This window comes from Gemmatimonadota bacterium, from assembly GCA_009841265.1.
GTDB lineage: Bacteria > JAAXHH01 > JAAXHH01 > JAAXHH01 > JAAXHH01 > JAAXHH01.
Window position 1 is genome coordinate 226,297 of the sequence record VXMB01000001.1, and the last position, 15,004, is coordinate 241,300.

Annotated in this window: 16 protein-coding genes; 12 read left to right on the top strand and 4 right to left on the bottom strand. The window is 62.4% G+C overall.

Annotation, left to right across the window (positions count from 1 at the left end; translation table 11 throughout):
* Positions 1 to 53 precede the first annotated feature (53 nt).
* Positions 54 to 1,283, top strand: coding sequence for an MFS transporter (locus F4X08_00890; GenBank protein ID MYD24357.1), 1,230 nt, complete (start codon positions 54 to 56; stop codon positions 1,281 to 1,283).
* 124 nt (positions 1,284 to 1,407) lie between these two features.
* Here F4X08_00890 and F4X08_00895 read toward each other — a convergent pair whose 3' ends face one another.
* From F4X08_00895 to F4X08_00905, 3 genes are read right to left on the bottom strand one after another with little or no spacing between them, the layout of a single operon-like run.
* Positions 1,408 to 2,823 (bottom strand): hypothetical protein, encoded by a 1,416-nt coding sequence (locus F4X08_00895; protein MYD24358.1) that lies wholly within the window; start codon positions 2,821 to 2,823, stop codon positions 1,408 to 1,410.
* Complete coding sequence (locus F4X08_00900; GenBank protein ID MYD24359.1) at positions 2,820 to 3,257, bottom strand: type II toxin-antitoxin system VapC family toxin; 438 nt, start codon at positions 3,255 to 3,257, stop codon at positions 2,820 to 2,822. Before F4X08_00900 ends, F4X08_00895 begins: the two co-directional genes overlap by 4 nt.
* Before the next feature lie 3 nt (positions 3,258 to 3,260).
* Positions 3,261 to 3,557, bottom strand: coding sequence for a type II toxin-antitoxin system Phd/YefM family antitoxin (locus F4X08_00905; GenBank protein MYD24360.1), 297 nt, complete (start codon positions 3,555 to 3,557; stop codon positions 3,261 to 3,263).
* 245 nt (positions 3,558 to 3,802) lie between these two features.
* Between F4X08_00905 and F4X08_00910 the strand changes: the two genes are divergently transcribed.
* Positions 3,803 to 4,606, top strand: coding sequence for a phytanoyl-CoA dioxygenase family protein (locus F4X08_00910; protein MYD24361.1), 804 nt, complete (start codon positions 3,803 to 3,805; stop codon positions 4,604 to 4,606).
* 29 nt (positions 4,607 to 4,635) lie between these two features.
* Positions 4,636 to 5,397 (top strand): TIM barrel protein, encoded by a 762-nt coding sequence (locus F4X08_00915; GenBank protein ID MYD24362.1) that lies wholly within the window; start codon positions 4,636 to 4,638, stop codon positions 5,395 to 5,397.
* 320 nt (positions 5,398 to 5,717) lie between these two features.
* Here the strand turns inward: F4X08_00915 and F4X08_00920 are convergent, their stop codons facing one another.
* Positions 5,718 to 6,176 (bottom strand): DUF4065 domain-containing protein, encoded by a 459-nt coding sequence (locus F4X08_00920; protein ID MYD24363.1) that lies wholly within the window; start codon positions 6,174 to 6,176, stop codon positions 5,718 to 5,720.
* 166 nt (positions 6,177 to 6,342) lie between these two features.
* On the opposite strand from F4X08_00920, the gene F4X08_00925 reads away from it, so the two are divergent.
* The 9 genes from F4X08_00925 (at position 6,343) to F4X08_00965 (ending at position 15,003) form a co-directional block, all read left to right on the top strand.
* Positions 6,343 to 7,191, top strand: coding sequence for an amidohydrolase (locus F4X08_00925; GenBank protein MYD24364.1), 849 nt, complete (start codon positions 6,343 to 6,345; stop codon positions 7,189 to 7,191).
* A 73-nt stretch (positions 7,192 to 7,264) separates the two neighbouring features.
* The gene (locus tag F4X08_00930) at positions 7,265 to 7,636 is read left to right on the top strand and encodes a clan AA aspartic protease (GenBank protein ID MYD24365.1); all 372 of its coding nucleotides are present in this window, start codon (positions 7,265 to 7,267) and stop codon (positions 7,634 to 7,636) included.
* Positions 7,591 to 8,547 (top strand): amidohydrolase family protein, encoded by a 957-nt coding sequence (locus F4X08_00935; GenBank protein ID MYD24366.1) that lies wholly within the window; start codon positions 7,591 to 7,593, stop codon positions 8,545 to 8,547. The genes F4X08_00930 and F4X08_00935 overlap by 46 nt, the downstream gene beginning before the upstream one ends.
* Positions 8,548 to 8,674: 127 nt before the next feature.
* Positions 8,675 to 10,108 carry an amino acid permease gene (locus F4X08_00940; protein MYD24367.1) on the top strand — a complete coding sequence of 478 codons (1,434 nt, stop codon included), beginning with the start codon at positions 8,675 to 8,677 and terminating at the stop codon, positions 10,106 to 10,108.
* Between the two features lie 497 nt (positions 10,109 to 10,605).
* Complete coding sequence (locus F4X08_00945) at positions 10,606 to 12,261, top strand: nitrite/sulfite reductase (protein ID MYD24368.1); 1,656 nt, start codon at positions 10,606 to 10,608, stop codon at positions 12,259 to 12,261.
* Between the two features lie 5 nt (positions 12,262 to 12,266).
* Entirely contained in the window at positions 12,267 to 13,094 is an 828-nt protein-coding gene (locus F4X08_00950; protein ID MYD24369.1) for a phosphoadenylyl-sulfate reductase, read from the top strand.
* On the top strand, positions 13,091 to 13,336 hold the full coding sequence (locus tag F4X08_00955; protein MYD24370.1) for a hypothetical protein: 246 nt from the start codon (positions 13,091 to 13,093) through the stop codon (positions 13,334 to 13,336). Before F4X08_00950 ends, F4X08_00955 begins: the two co-directional genes overlap by 4 nt.
* On the top strand, positions 13,323 to 13,799 hold the full coding sequence (locus F4X08_00960) for a hypothetical protein (protein ID MYD24371.1): 477 nt from the start codon (positions 13,323 to 13,325) through the stop codon (positions 13,797 to 13,799). Before F4X08_00955 ends, F4X08_00960 begins: the two co-directional genes overlap by 14 nt.
* Before the next feature lie 94 nt (positions 13,800 to 13,893).
* On the top strand, positions 13,894 to 15,003 hold the full coding sequence (locus F4X08_00965) for a hypothetical protein (protein MYD24372.1): 1,110 nt from the start codon (positions 13,894 to 13,896) through the stop codon (positions 15,001 to 15,003).
* Position 15,004: the final 1 nt, after the last annotated feature.

Here is a 15,004-nt window from a genome sequence, read left to right on the forward strand (position 1 = left end):
CGGAATATAGATGGTCCCACCTGCCCGTCAACAGGATTTTCCACAGGGCGTCCATGTTCGTCCGGCTCGGCTCACGCTGGAAAGCGGCCCGTCTGCTTTCCATCCCCGATTTCCGTAACCTCTGGATATCCAGCAGCATCTGGTGGCAGACGCGCTGGATGGACGAACTGATCGTCGGCTGGGTCGTGCTGGAAATGACCGACTCGGCCGGCATGGTGGCGCTGGTCAGCTTCTGCCGCATGGCGCCGTTCATGCTCTTCGGCCCCTTCTTCAGCACGGTGGTCCGATACGTGAGCTACCGCCGGCTGATCGTCAACGCCCAGTTCATCAACTGCATCGTCATCGGCCTCTTCTGGGTCCTCGCCCTCCTCGGCCACCTGGCCTTCTGGCACGTCGTCATCGGCTCCGTCCTGATCGGCCTGGGCAGCGCCTACGACTGGTCCTGCCGCCGGGCGCTCATCCCGGACCTGGTAGGCAAGGACCGGACGACGGACGCCATGGTGCTGGAGACGGTGCCCCAGAATATCTCCCGGCTGATCGGGCCGCTCATGAGCGGCATCCTGCTCGAGTTCGCCGGGACCAAGGGCGGCTTCCTGGCCCTCTTCCTCCTGCAGGTCGTCCAGATCGTCGTGATCGTCCGGCTCTCTGCCGATACGGACCGGAAGGGCCGGAAGAAGGGCCGGCTCGGTCCCATGAAGGACCTGCTCCTCGGCTACCGATATTCCCGCCGGCATCCCAGGATCTCGGGCGTGCTGATCATCACTTTCATCATGAATGCCTTCGCCTTCTCCTACCAGGTCCTGCTGCCCGTCTTCGTCCGGGACGTCCTCTTCCTGGGTCCCCTGGAACTGGGCATCCTAGGCGCGGGCACCGGCATCGGCTCCATCCTCGGCATCGCCCTCATCGACCGACTGGGCCAACACTACCGCGACGGCATGGTCTTCACCATCAGTTCCCTTGTGAACGCCCTGGCCACGCTGGTCTTCGCCCTGTCGACGTCCTTCCCGCTTTCGCTCATCATGTTGATCCTGGTGGGCGTCGGGCAGACCGGGTTCGGTATCATGCAGTCCTCCATCGTCCTCCGCACGTCCAGCGACGCCATGCGGCCCCGGGTCATGGGCCTCCTCGTCCTCGCCATCGGCGGCGGTCCGCCCGGCCGCCTGCTCGTCGGCGGACTGGCCGCGGTCGCGGGCGCGCCCCTGGCCCTCACGATTTGCGGCGGGATCGCCAGCCTGGGGGTGGTCAGCGTGCTGTGGAGGGTAGGCGGGTTGCGGAAGGACTGAGGGGACGGCGGCCGCGTGGACGGCTGGTGGCGCGGTCGGCTGGCGGCGCGGTCAGCCTGGCGGCGCGGTCAGCCTGGCGGCGCGGTCGGCCCAGCGGCGCGGTCGGCTTGGCGGCGCGCCTCGTCTACCGCAGCCAGCCCATCCGATCCTTGCGCCAGCCCAGCCGGTCGAGATGGTTCGCCCGGATCGCCTCGATGTGGCGGGTGTGCAGATCCTGCTTCTCTTCCGTCCACCGGTATTCGTCGAGGAGGTCGTGGTCGAGTTCCACGCCCAGGCCGGTTCCCTCGGGAACGCGGAGGCAACCGTCTTCGTAGGGCATCTTGCCGCCCTTGATGACGTCGCCCATCCACTGGTTGTAGTGGGCGTCCAGGCCGTGGAGCGACATGGGCATGGTCCCGTTCCCATGCACGATGTGGTAGGGAATGGTGTAGGGGAAGGCGAAGGCGGCGACGTGGAGGCGTATGGCCGTTCCCGGGCCCAGTTCGTAGGCGCTGTGCATGCCCAGTTCCATGCCCATGAACCGGGCGGTGTCGTAGTACCGCTTGAGGGCCAGCGGCCCCGCGTAGGCGTCCGGCGCGGACACGTCGGCGGGCACGTGGCGGCGCATGGCGTCGAGGTCCAGCGGCTGGTCCAGCGTCTCGTCGCCGTAACGGCCGGAAACGTAGGTGCCGTAGGGACGGGGCGCCGCATCCCGCCGGAGCGGCGGCAGCCAGACATGGGAGGAAATGGGGATGCTGCTCATGAGCCGCAGGCGGTGGCCGGCGCGGAAGATGTTCTCGAACCGGCCGCCGACGGGTTCCTCGATCCATTCGATCCGGCAGTCCTCCACTCCCTGCATGAACCGCAGGGCTTCGCTCTCGCTCCACGACGCGTGGGGATCGACGCGGATGTCCACGTCGAAGCCGGCCTCGTCGCGGATGTTGTGGATGAGCTCGACGTAACGATGGGGTTCGAAATCGCACATGGACAGCTTGATGATCCGGAAGGTCTCGTCCTCCATGAGCGACTTCACGTGCCGCGGATAGGTGTCGAAGGTCACCTCGTGCTCGCCGTTCACGTCGGGGAAGCGATACCAGGTGTATGCCGCGATGGGGATCTTCGTGACCTCCGGAGTATCCAGTTCGAAGACCTCCCGCAGATATCGGTAGAGGGGCTTGCCGGCGATCTTGCCGGCCAGGTCCCAGTAGGCCAGGCCCATCAACCCCCGGATCTCCGGTTCGAAGGGGTTTTTACCCAGGACCCGGGAACGCAGCGCGTCGGCCTCGCTGGACAAACCTTCGGCTACGCCCACCAGGCCCTGGTCTGTTTCGAATTCGGCGAATGAGAACCCCTCCGCGGACCCGTCCCATCGCTTCGTGCCCCGCCACGGCATCAGCACGCGCCAGGTACGCACGTCCGTGATCTTCAGCCCGGCCGCGCGCCCGTCCTCGTTGATCCGGCCCTGGCGGGCCTTGATATCCGCCACGTTCTCCCGGTCGAAGGCGGCGACGGCGTCCACGTCATACATGTCCGGCGCTCCTCTGGGCGGTATCCACGTCATACATGTCCGGCGCTCCTCTGGACGGCAGTACCCTGCTCGTATGGATTCAGTGTTTCTACGCCGAGCTGGTCATAGGATTCCGGATCCCCGGTGACCACGGTCAGCCGGTGCACCACGGCCGTCGCGGCGATCATGGCGTCGGTCATGCGGACGTCCCATCGGCGGTACAGAAGCCTTCCCCACACACGGAAGACCGCTGTATCCATGGGAAGGACGCGTTGGGAATCCATCAACTTGCCCATCCAGGATTCCAACTCCGCCGCCCGGGAAGCATCCTTTGCCCGTGCGAACTCGATGCCCGTCTGAATCTCGCCCACGGTAACGGCGGAAAGGAAGACCTGGTCCGGGGCCAGTCCCAAAAACCACTCCAGCGCATCCTGGTGCGGTTTTCTCCTGCGCAGTTCCGATACGACTTCGGTGTCCAGTAGATACATGGGTCATTCCGAGTCTGCCGGGGTTGCCGGGTCTGCCGGGTCTGCCGGGTCTGCCGCCCCGCGTGTTCGACGCCGTTCCCGCAGTGGTGTCAGGGACTCGGTGCGCGCTTCCGGCGACAGCAGCAGGTCCTTCAGGCCAAGCCGGGCCGACCGCTCCATCCGTTCCCACGTTTCGATGGAAACCAGGACGGCCGTTTTCACGCCCCGCTTGGTCACGACCTGAGGACCCTCCTCCCGGCTCGTTTCGAGGAGTTCGCTGAACTTCGCCTTCGCTTCCTGGACCTGCCATTCCCTGCCCATGATACCGTGGCCTGTTCGAAGATCGACGTTCTCATTTGGATCGAAGAACGATAATCTAACTAGTCAGATAACTAGTTATTTTAATAAGGTCAAGAGAAATCCGCACCAGCGGGAGTATTTCACCTGCCACCGGTCGGCCGGACTTAACCCTTGCCTTGTCGTTCCAGCCGGGTTTTATTCGATGCTACGTACGCAGAAACACACTCGCTTTGTACGTGACCTTAAATGCCAAAATCGGAAACGGCATGACCTCCGGCACAATCTCCCTGGGTGGCAAAGTCGCCGGACCGGCGCAGATCCAGGACTGGGTCGATACGTTCAACCGCCAGGGATTCCTCTTCCTGGAGAGCGTGCTGCCGCCCGACTGGTGCGGAATCCTGCGCGAGGACCTGGACTACGGCTTGCGGGAGAACCCCAACGGGCTCAATTCGGTCAGCGAGTACATGGCGCTGTGCCACCGCATGTTCGAGTTCAGCGAGACGAACCGCCGCCTCTTCGATCTCGAACCCATCGTCAGCTTCGCCGAGGCGCTGGTGGCTGAGAACTGCCACGTCATCCACAACAACTCCTTTAAGACGCGTCCCGGCGGGTCCTTCCGGTGGCACCAGGACGACGCGCCGCATTTCCTGGTGACGGATGGAGACCCTCCGCAGAACATCCGACTTCCGGTCCTCTTCTTTACCTGCAACTACTATCTCACCGACGTCACCGAACCCGAACACGGCGGCACGGAAGTCATCCCGGGATCCCACCTCTTCGGCCGCCCCTGTCCCGATTCGCTGGAGGGCACCGAGTGGGAGGACCGGATCCACTACAACCTCGGCCCGGCGGGCAGCGTGGCCATGTTCAACAACCAGGTCTGGCACCGGGGCGGGCCGAACCGGAGCGACCGCACGCGGTACATCACCCAGATCACCTACGCGCGGCGCGTCATTGGTCACAAGTACTTCCCCTTCATCGACTACACCATGCCCGAGCACGTGTACCGGGACGCCGATCCCCGCCAGAAACGCCTGTTCGGGTTCCTGGAGCACGGCGCGTACGGATGACGGCACGCCACATCTGACAGGAGACTTAAATGAACACCATCAGGCAGTCCATCTGTTTCGGCTGTTTCAACCGGGGCGACCTGACCCCGGAATCGCTTATCCGGGAAGCGGCGCGTATGGGCTACGCATCCGTCGAGATGCTGCCGGAAGAGCACTGGAACCTGGTGCGCGACGCGGGCATGGACATCGCCATCGTCGTGGGCCATGCTTCCCTGCCCGACGGGTTGAACAAGCGGGAGAACCACGACCGTATCGAGGACGAACTGCTGGCCAACATGGACCAGGCCGTCGCGTACGGCATACCCGGCCTGATCTGCTTCTCGGGCAACCGGGAGGGAAAGTCCGACGACGAAGGCCGAGACAACTGCATCGAGGGCCTGCTGCGCGCCGCGAAGGCCGCCGAAGAGAAGGGCGTCACCCTGTGCATGGAACTGCTCAACAGCAAGGTGAACCACCCGGACTACCAGTGCGATTACACGGACTGGGGCGTGTCCGTCTGCGAGGGGGTCGGCTCGCCGCGGGTCAAGCTGCTCTACGACATCTACCACATGCAGATCATGGAAGGCGACCTGATCCGGACCATCCGGGACAACATCGCGCACATCGGGCACTTCCACACGGCGGGCAACCCCGGCCGGAACGACCTCGACGAGACCCAGGAGATCTACTACCCGCCCGTCATGCGCGCCATCGCCGAGACCGGCTACGCGGGGTTCGTGGGCCACGAGTTCGTGCCCCTGGGCGACCCGCTGGCCGCGATGCAGGCGGCCTATGACACGTGCAATGTCTGAACGGATCCCGCGTCATGGGCCCGGCTCGCACGCTTGCTGACTGGACGGCGTTCTGGTAAACTCGGGACTGAATCACCTGGTTGGAATGAAGTGCAAAACCAAACTGATGATGGCCGTTATTATCGCGACAGTTGGTCCGAGTAATTTGAAAAAGAAATCCGAATAACCCGATAACCTGCTTATCCGACTTTCAAAATCTCTATTGATAGTTTCCTGTTTCTCTCGATAGGAAAGCATCTCCGCGTCATCGAATAAGGTTTTCGATTCCTGATTCTGGTTGGCGGGTGCCGGATCTGCCGTCTCTTTTCTTGGCTTAACGTTCACTGTTGATTTCCGATCAGGGCTTTGTAGTAGTTCTTTATAAGGTCATTGGGTATAATCGAACCGGTTCCGTATTTATGGAATGTGATATCCCAGGGACTACCCTTTTTATGTGTGATAGCCGACAAGGTCGCACCCGGAGTATCTTTGTATAGATCCAGTACCGCTCGTATGATATACAGTTGCTCATCCGTAAAACCGAAACTCACATCCTGCGTGTCGTCTGTTATGGGGTTTCTGCCGAAGCGCTTATACGTGAAATACACACTCGGCACAACCGGCCCGTAAGTCCATGCTTCCACCGGTTCACCGATCAACGGCTCGCTGTGTATCCCTAACACCCAACCATGAGACAGGTATACCAGTTTGAGTACCTGCATAGGATCGGTTGGTATGTTAAGCGCAGACCTTTCGAAAAGAATCTGCTCTGATACGAGCATAGCAGGCATGGCAGTCATATTGATTACCTCGTTTCAAATGTATGGTTCATTCACGTGAGTTCGCTTTGTCTTCGCTATAATTGCATTAGTCGTGAGTTTTCAAGAAAAACTCGCACTTTGCCGGATATAAATCCTAATCAACTATCATATTCGTTAGTCAATGACATAGAAAAGGAAGCGCTCCATGATCGTCGATACCCACGTACACGTCTGGGAGATCGACCCGCCCCGGTACCCGGTGGGGCCCACCGCGCCGACGTGGACGGCGGAACCGGACGAGCCCGGCACGGCCGACGAGTTGATCGAGGACATGGACGCCAACGGGGTGGATGCAAGCGTGCTGGTGCAGACGTCGTGGTCGACCTGGGACAACGGGTACATGTCCGATTCCGTGGACCGGTTTCCGGACCGGTTCGTGGGGCACGGCCTGATCGACCCACAGGATACCGAAGGGAACGCGGAGCAGGTCCGGTACTGGATGGAGGACCGGGGGCTGGTCGGTTTCCGTTTCCACCCCTTCTACTATCCGGACGAGCAGATTCTCGTGGCTGAGGGCAACCGGGCCATGTGGGAGGAACTCGCCGCACGGGACGCGGTGGTCCAGTTCCACATGAAGCCCGGGGACACCCCACAGGTTGACGAGATTGCCCGGCGCCATCCGGACATGACGCTGATCATCGACCACATGGGATATCCCGACCCGGAAACCGGGATGGAGGTTTTTCAGCCCATACTCGACCTCGCCCGGCACGACCGGATGTTCGTGAAGATATCGGACGTGAAGGGACGGTCTCGGGAGCCTTTCCCCTTCCGCGACATGCACCCATTTGTCCGCGCGCTCCTGGACGCCTTTGGAGTGGAACGGGCTATGTGGGGCACCGGGTACCCGGGCAATCACAGGGTGAAGCACAACTGGCTTTCGCTGGCCGACGAGCTTCGACTGGTCCGGGAGGGGTACGACTTCCTTACGAGTGCGGAGAAAGACCGGTTGCTGGGGGGTACGGCGGAGGAGGTGTGGGGACTGGGGGACTGAGCGCGCACATGCCAGCCGTCCCCGGAAACCGGTTGTACGAACACGACGGGCTTTGCCGGAAGGAGTCACGAAAATGGGTACGATCCATGCCCGGGTCAGGATCACCAACCCCGCGGATGCACGGAAGTACTGGGAGGGACTGTTCCAGGTGGGCACAGGCGTCACCGACACTCTCGTCCCTCGGCCGTATCTTGAAAGTATCGGTCTGAAGCCAAGGTCGACACGCGTTTATACGCTGGCAGACGGCAGCGAGATTTCGGTGGATATCACCGTGGCTACGCTCGAAGTGATGGGCGAAAAAGTCGGTGGAACGGTGATCTTTGGCGAACCAGGTGCCGAACCACAACTCGGTACTACCGCGCTGTTATCTGCGGGCGTTGAAGTGGATCCGGTCAATCAATGTTTGAAGAAACTCCCATCCGTCCGACTGAAGACCGTAGCGTAATAAAAAGGACCACCATGGTCATCGACATACACGCCCACGTCTACCGCTGGCCGGTGCTGAAGAAACGCAATAACGGCCGGACCATGATGTCGGCCGAAGAGCAGGTCCGGCGCATGGACGAGAAGGGGATCGACAAGGCGGTGATCCTGCCGCTCACGTCCGCCGAGGTGATCGGGGAACCGCAGAGCATGGGCGAGGTCTTCGACATCTGCCGGCTCTATCCCGGGCGGTTCATCCCCTTCTGCGATTTCGACGTGCGCAGGTGCGACCTGGACAGCGTGGACGCGTTCCGCGATGTGCTGGATCAGTACGTGGCCCGCGGTGCCAGGGGCGTGGGGGAACTGACCAGCCGGGTGTACTGGGACGATCCCCGGCTATGGAATCTCTTCGCCGCGTGCGAGGACGTGGGCCTGCCGGTGACCTTCCATACCTCGCCGCCGGAAGCGGTCACGTACGGACTGATCGACGAACTGGGATTTCCGCGGTTCGAAAAGGCCCTGCAGCGGTTTCCGAACCTGCGCTTCTTCGGACACAGCGCCTCCTTCTGGAGCGAGATCAGCGGCGACCTGACGGCCGACGGGAAGGAAGGCTATTCCAGGACGCCGGTCGCGCCCGGCGGTACTTTGCTCCGGCTGTTCAGGACCTATCCCAACCTGTGCGGCGACCTGTCGGCGGGCTCCGGTTTCAATGCCCTGACCCGCGACCCGGCCTTCACCTTCGAGTTCCTGGACGAATTCCAGGACCGCCTGTTGCTCGGACTCGATCACACGGACGCCGAGCTCGATTTCCAGCATATCGAGTGGATCCGTGCCCGGCGGGACGAGGGGCACATCGCCCCCGATGTGTGTGAGAAGATCCTCTGGCGCAACGCCGACCGGATCCTCGGACTGGGCATCGCGGAAGGGCGCTGATCACCGGCGCGCCGTAGTGGTCTGACACCGGTTCGCGTGATTAATCATTTACACGCACCGAAATAAAAACAACATTAGGGACAACACCCCTTAACACTCTATCCGTAAAATCTCGTTCGAGGCAGCCATGAGCGATGCTCAGAGGGACGCCCGATCCGATTCCTTCGGGGAAGAGACCGAACTCAAGCGGGACCTGGGACCGGTCACGGCGACGACTGTCATTATTGGTGGGATCGTCGGTTCCGGCATCTTCGCGGGTCCCGCCATCGTGGCCGGATACGTGGGTACTTCCGGCTGGAACCTCCTGGTCTGGGTCATTTGCGCCTTCATGGCCTTCTGCGGTGCGTTGACTTTCGCCGAACTGGGCGGCATGATGCCCCGTTCAGGCGGCCTGTACGTATTTCTGAAGGAAGCCTACGGGCGACTGTGGAGTTTTCTCTTCGGGTGGACCTCGCTCCTGGTCATACGTCCCTGCGACCTGGCGGCCATCTCCATCGTATTCTCCACCTACCTGGGTTATTTCGTCAGCCAGTTCAGTCCATACCCGGACTGGGCCATGCGGGTCGTGGCGATTATTGCCCTGATCATCCTGGCCTTCATCAACTACCTGGGCGTGCGGTTCGGCGGTCTCGTCCAGAACCTGTCTTCCTTCCTCAAGGTGGGCGGTTTGCTCCTCATGGTCGCCCTGGCCTTCGGGATCACGCCCGACACGAGCAATTTCCAACCGGCCTGGCCTTCCGATTCCACGCTCACCATCGGGTTCCTCAGCATGGTCAGCCTCGGCATGATGGCATCCTTCGGCGCCTACGACGGGTGGGACGGGTCGACCTACGTGGCGGAGGAGATCAAGAATCCGAGACGCTGGGTGCCCCTGTCCATCATACTGGGTCTCGCCATCACCACCGTCGTCTACCTGCTCGTGAACAGCGCGTACCTGCTGGTGCTCTCCAACGAGGGCGTCGCAGAAAGCGAACGCGTCGCATCCGAGACCATGCAATCACTCGTCGGACCGATCGGAGCGGCTTTCATCGCCGCGACCGCCATGATCTCAACCTTCGGCACTGTGAACGCCGGCATGCTCACCGGACCGCGCGTCTTCTTCGCCATGGCCCGCGAGAAGATGTTCTTCTCATGGGTAGCGCGCGTGCACCCGCGCTACCGCACGCCGGCCAACGCCGTCGTCTTCCTGGCTGTAGTGGGCATCCTCAATATCATCTTCCTGGGCGACTGGGGCGCCATCATCGCGGCGCGGACCGGCTCCCTGTGGCTATTCTACATCACGACCACCTTCAGCGTGTTCATCTTCCGGCGCACCCGTCCCGACGTGCCCCGGCCCTACCGCACCCTCGGGTATCCCGTCACACCCGCGATCTTCGTGCTCATCGGCGTGATCTTCTTCGTGTCCATCGTCATCAGCGACCCCGGAAATACCCTGATCGGGCTGACCATCACCTCGTTGGGCATCCCGGCGTACTGGCTGTGGATGCGGAACAGGCGGAACGAAGAATCCGGCGAAGATTCCGGTGAAGGATCGGCTGAAGGATCCGGCAAAGACCGTTGATTCCGGTCCCGTCGACCTTTCGGTTAGCCACTCAAAGTGACCACAGTTTAACCAGAATCGATGCAACGCCGGCCAACAGGCCCGCGAGTAGCGTAAAGCCCACCTTTTCTATAGTTCCCTACCTCTTGTCGATCTGCTCGATTATCCCCTCGAGCCGGCTTATCCTTCGTTCGTGATTCAGATAGTCGGTCATCGATAGTCCCTCCTTTCACCTGAAGTGCCCCTGTTTGAGATTCTTCAGCTTTGGACGGTTCTCGCCCCGCTACAGCGCAGTTTTGGCCCTCTAATCGTATCAGTGTGATTTGGCAGCCTGGATCTCGTATACCAAATACTTCCGCCATGCCAGAACGTTAATATTTACTATTTTGATCAAGTTTGTAATTTTTTATGTTGACACCCCATTTCGAGCCCGGTATACTGGGAGTTCGTTTTCAACAAATCGTGGCCAGACGTACCCGGCAGACTTACCTGGCAGACGCACCTCGAACGGGAACAAAATGGCAAAAGCGGTCCGTAGACCCCGGCGCGAACAACCGGAACCCACCTGGGACCTGGTCCGGAAGCGCAACTACGTGGAACGGCTCAAGCACGAGAAGGCGCCCATGGAGGTCATCAACGACCTGCCGGAGCTGATCGACCGGGGCTACGAGGAGATATCGGAGGAGGACGTGGTACGCCTGCAGTGGTACGGGCTGTATCATGACAAGCCCAAGGTGGGCCACTTCATGATGCGGGTCAAGCTGCCGGGCGGACGGCTCACGCCGCACAAGCTGCGCACCATCGGCCGGGTCTCCCAGGACTTCGGCGGCGACTACGGCGAGCTGACCACGCGCCAGAACATCCAGCTCCACGGCATGAAACTGAACGACCTGCCCCGGATCTTCGAAACGCTGAACGGCGCGGGGCTGTCCACGAGCGGGGGATGTGGCGACACGGTGCGCAACATCACGGGCTGCCCGGTGGCGGGTCTGGCCGCCGACGAACTCTTCAACGCCCGTCCGGTCATCGAGGCAGTCGCCGATTTCTTCTACGGGAACTCCGATTACTGCGACCTCCCTCGCAAGCACAAGATCACCATCTCCTGCTGCCCCCACCAGTGCAACGCGCCCGAGATCAACTGCATCAGCCTGATAGGGATCAAGCAAGCAGACAACCCCGGATTCGCCGTACGCATCGGCGGCGGACTGTCCACCTGGCCGCGGCTTTCGAGCGACCTGGGCGTCTTCGTGCCCGTGGACGACGTGATCCCCGTACTGCGCGCCATCATCGACGTGTGGAAGGAAGACCTCAAGTACCGCATGTCCCGCGTGAAGGCCCGGATGAAGTTCATGGTCGACGACCTGGGCGTCGAAACCTACCGCGAGCGCGTGGAAGCCCGCCTGGGATACCGGCTGGACGATGGCGAGGCACCCGCGCCGCCCGAGGTGGAGCACGACCACACGGGCATACACGAACAGGTGCAGGAAGGACTGTACTACGCCGGTTTTCCCGTGTTCCTGGGACTTTGCACCGGCACGCAGATGATCCAGCTGGCCGACCTGGCCGACGAATACGGGGGCGAATTCCGGCTGACCCGCCGCCAGAACGTCATCCTCACGGACATTCCCGGAGGCAAGCTCGAATCGGTCACCACTGCGGTGGCCAAAATCGGCTTTCCCATGGAGGTCAACGACCTGCGCGGTACCAGCATCGCGTGCACGGGCGAGCCCTTCTGCAACTATTCGGTCGGGGAGACCAAGACCAAGATGGCGGAGATCGTGGAACACATGGAGCGGGTCTTCGGCGACCGGGCGAGGGGCCTGCGGCTGAACCTCGACGGCTGTCCCCACGCCTGCGCCCACCACTGGATCGGCGATATCGGGTTCCAGGCCACGACGCTCCGCGAGCGGGGCGAGGGCGGCGAGCGGCTGCGGGGATACGACCTGTTCCTCCGCGGCGGACTGAGCGGACAGGCCGCCATCGGCCAGCCCGTGCTCCGACGCGTGCCCGCGGAGTCCGTCCATCTCTATACCGAACGGCTGTTCGGCGCTTATCTGGACCAAAAATCGGACGACGAGACCATACAGAAGTTCTTTCACCGCCACAGCGACGACGAGTTGACCGCGATAGCCACCGGAAACGAAGTCGCCGCGATTGCCACTGGAGAGGAATGAGCACCATGGACCGCCCGGAACACCTGAACCACTCGGAACATATCGACCACCCCGGCCGCGACTTCCTGGATGAGTTCGAAGCCGGACAACTGGCCATCGAGTTCGACGGGGAATCCCCCGAGACCGTGATCGAATGGGCCCTGGATCGCTGGGGCCGGCGCGCCGGTCTGTGTACGAGTTTCCAGGCGGAGGGGATGGTCCTGCTGGACATGGCCTGGCAGATCGATCCGAATATCCACGTGTTCACGGTGGACACGGGCCGGCTGCACCAGGAGACCTACGACTTAATAGACCGGGTCCGGGACCACTACGACATCGACATCCAGGTGTATTTCCCCGACCTGCTCCAGGTGGAGAACATGGTGGGCGCCCACGGCGTGAACCTGTTCTACAAGTCCGTGGAATCGCGTTTCAAGTGCTGCAACGTACGCAAGGTGGAACCGATCCGGCGCGCCCTGGAGGGCCTGGACGGCTGGTTCACCGGGCTGCGGCGCGACCAGTGGGCGAGCCGGGCGAACATCCGCAAGATCGAGATCGATCACGACCACGGCGGACTGGCGAAGATCAGCCCCCTAGCGGACTGGACCCAGGAAGAGGTCTGGGACTATATCGAGCTCTATGACGTCCCGAAGCATCCCCTCTACGAACAGGGCTATACCAGCATCGGCTGCATGCCGTGCACGCGGGTCACGAAGCCCGGCGAAGACTCCCGCGCGGGACGCTGGTGGTGGGAGAAGAACGCACCCAAGGAATGCGGCATGCACTGCCCGGTGGAGACCGGCGGTTTCGAGCACGAAATGGAAGCGCTGGTAGCGGAGGAGGTGGAAAAATGAGCAACGCGGCCATCCTCTACCTGCGCCTGTTGCGCAGGATCGTCCGTGAATCCGCCTGGCGGCTCGGCGGGGCCGACGAGATCTTTCTGGCATCCGGTCTCTCCGGAAGCGATACATCGGCGTCACCGCGGCCCGTGGAACGGGATGGACGGTGCACGCGACCCGTGGGACACGACAAACAGCGCACGCCGCCCGTGGTGTGCGGCGGAGCGGTCGAAAGGGACAACCGTGCCGGGTCGTGACGGCGGCGTCCCGCGGTTCGACGAACAGGACCGGGAACTGCTGCTGGAAGAGCTAGACGGATTTACCGCGTCCCTGCCGGACGAGGATGCCAGGATCCCCTATCTCGCCCTGCGGCGGGACATCGAAACAGGGCAGGTTTCCCCGGAAAACGTCCCCAGCCTCGAGAACATCCTCGAACTCACCCTGCAGTCCGGCCGCGTGCGACGACGCCAGAGCGCCGTAGCCGAGAAGCGGCTCCTCCGGCTGTTCAACGGCACGCCCCGGGGCGCTGCCGTCAAGCAGGCCGTCGCGGAGACCAACGAGGCCCTGGCCGCCCTCAAGGGCCAGGTCATCGACACCGTTTCCTTCACCCCGGGTACGCCGGGCGCCTACCGGCTCCTCATCGACACGGAAGCTTTCCGGGTCGATCTCGAAATCACCCGCCGGGGCGTGTCGGTCAAGAACGTCGAGATCGGTATCTGAAAAACGTTGGCGCGACCCGCCCCGGCCGTATATTAGCCTTCAGGCAGGCGATCGATCCTCTCCTCCATGCATCATTTCTCCGGAACGGACGCCCATGGGCTACCCGCGCATCGATGGCCGTAGGGTGCAGGTTGAATCGCTGGCGGACCGGGAAAGCAAGTATCATATCGACGACATTCGCGTCGATCCCGATGGTCAGCTGCCCCCGGCTACATCCCGCCAGACCAGCCAGATCGGGACGATAGCGGACCGCATGCGCGATGCCCGTTCCAGGGGCGCTTCTGTCATGCTGGCCTACGGTGCGCACCTCGTGAAGAACGGGCTCGCCCCCGTGGTCACGCGCATGATGGAAGACGGCTGGGTCACCCACCTGGCCACCAACGGCGCGGGCGTTATCCACGACTGGGAATACGCCTTCCACGGAAGGTCCGAGGAGGACGTACGCGACCATGTCGCCCGGGGGCGTTTCGGCACGTGGGACGAGACCGGCCGGCATACGGCGCTGGCCGTACTGGCCGGCACGGCGGACGGCCTGGGTTACGGGGAGTCGGTGGGCCGGATGATCGTCGAGGACGGGTACCACATTCCCGACCCGGCCGCACTTCAGCAGGCGCTCGTGGACTGGTCCGCCGATCCCGCGGACGACGAGGCAATGCCCGCCCGCGCCGACCTCCTGCAGACGATCGTGCGCCACGGAATCGCACCGGGCCGCCACGCCGTCGAACATCCCCACAAGCAACATTCACTGACCGGGAATGCCTGTCGTCTGGGCGTGCCGCTCACCGTGCATCCCGGTATCGGGTACGACATCGTCTATACCCATCCCCTGGCCGGCGGCGCCGCCTACGGTCGGGGCGGGATGATCGATTTCCAGATCTTCGCCGAAGGCGTCTCGCGCATCGACGGCGGTGTGTTCCTGTCCGTCGGCTCCTCGATCATGGCGCCCCAGGTCTTTGAGAAATCCGTCTCGATCGCCAACAACCTGCGGCGGCAGGACGGGCTCGGACCCGTGCGGCCCTTCATCGCGGTGAACGACCTCACGGAGGAGGACTGGGACTGGAACGCCGGGGAACCGCCCATGGACGACCCGGCCTACTACAACCGCATGGGCAAGAGTTTCAGCCGCATGGGAGGCGAGTTAATCTATGTCGCGGCCGACAACCGGCTGTTCATCCCCCATCTGTGCCGGCTTTTGACCTCGTAAA

Excerpts from the sequence above, each read along its gene's own strand:
- F4X08_00890 (MYD24357.1), top strand. The coding sequence starts at position 54 with ATGTTCGTCCGGCTCGGCTCACGCTGGAAAGCGGCCCGTCTGCTTTCC.
- F4X08_00895 (MYD24358.1), bottom strand. The coding sequence starts at position 2,823 with ATGACGTGGATACCGCCCAGAGGAGCGCCGGACATGTATGACGTGGAC.
- F4X08_00900 (MYD24359.1), bottom strand. The coding sequence starts at position 3,257 with ATGTATCTACTGGACACCGAAGTCGTATCGGAACTGCGCAGGAGAAAA.
- F4X08_00905 (MYD24360.1), bottom strand. The coding sequence starts at position 3,557 with ATGGGCAGGGAATGGCAGGTCCAGGAAGCGAAGGCGAAGTTCAGCGAA.
- F4X08_00910 (MYD24361.1), top strand. The coding sequence starts at position 3,803 with ATGACCTCCGGCACAATCTCCCTGGGTGGCAAAGTCGCCGGACCGGCG.
- F4X08_00915 (MYD24362.1), top strand. The coding sequence starts at position 4,636 with ATGAACACCATCAGGCAGTCCATCTGTTTCGGCTGTTTCAACCGGGGC.
- F4X08_00920 (MYD24363.1), bottom strand. The coding sequence starts at position 6,176 with ATGACTGCCATGCCTGCTATGCTCGTATCAGAGCAGATTCTTTTCGAA.
- F4X08_00925 (MYD24364.1), top strand. The coding sequence starts at position 6,343 with ATGATCGTCGATACCCACGTACACGTCTGGGAGATCGACCCGCCCCGG.
- F4X08_00930 (MYD24365.1), top strand. The coding sequence starts at position 7,265 with ATGGGTACGATCCATGCCCGGGTCAGGATCACCAACCCCGCGGATGCA.
- F4X08_00935 (MYD24366.1), top strand. The coding sequence starts at position 7,591 with ATGTTTGAAGAAACTCCCATCCGTCCGACTGAAGACCGTAGCGTAATA.
- F4X08_00940 (MYD24367.1), top strand. The coding sequence starts at position 8,675 with ATGAGCGATGCTCAGAGGGACGCCCGATCCGATTCCTTCGGGGAAGAG.
- F4X08_00945 (MYD24368.1), top strand. The coding sequence starts at position 10,606 with ATGGCAAAAGCGGTCCGTAGACCCCGGCGCGAACAACCGGAACCCACC.
- F4X08_00950 (MYD24369.1), top strand. The coding sequence starts at position 12,267 with ATGGACCGCCCGGAACACCTGAACCACTCGGAACATATCGACCACCCC.
- F4X08_00955 (MYD24370.1), top strand. The coding sequence starts at position 13,091 with ATGAGCAACGCGGCCATCCTCTACCTGCGCCTGTTGCGCAGGATCGTC.
- F4X08_00965 (MYD24372.1), top strand. The coding sequence starts at position 13,894 with ATGGGCTACCCGCGCATCGATGGCCGTAGGGTGCAGGTTGAATCGCTG.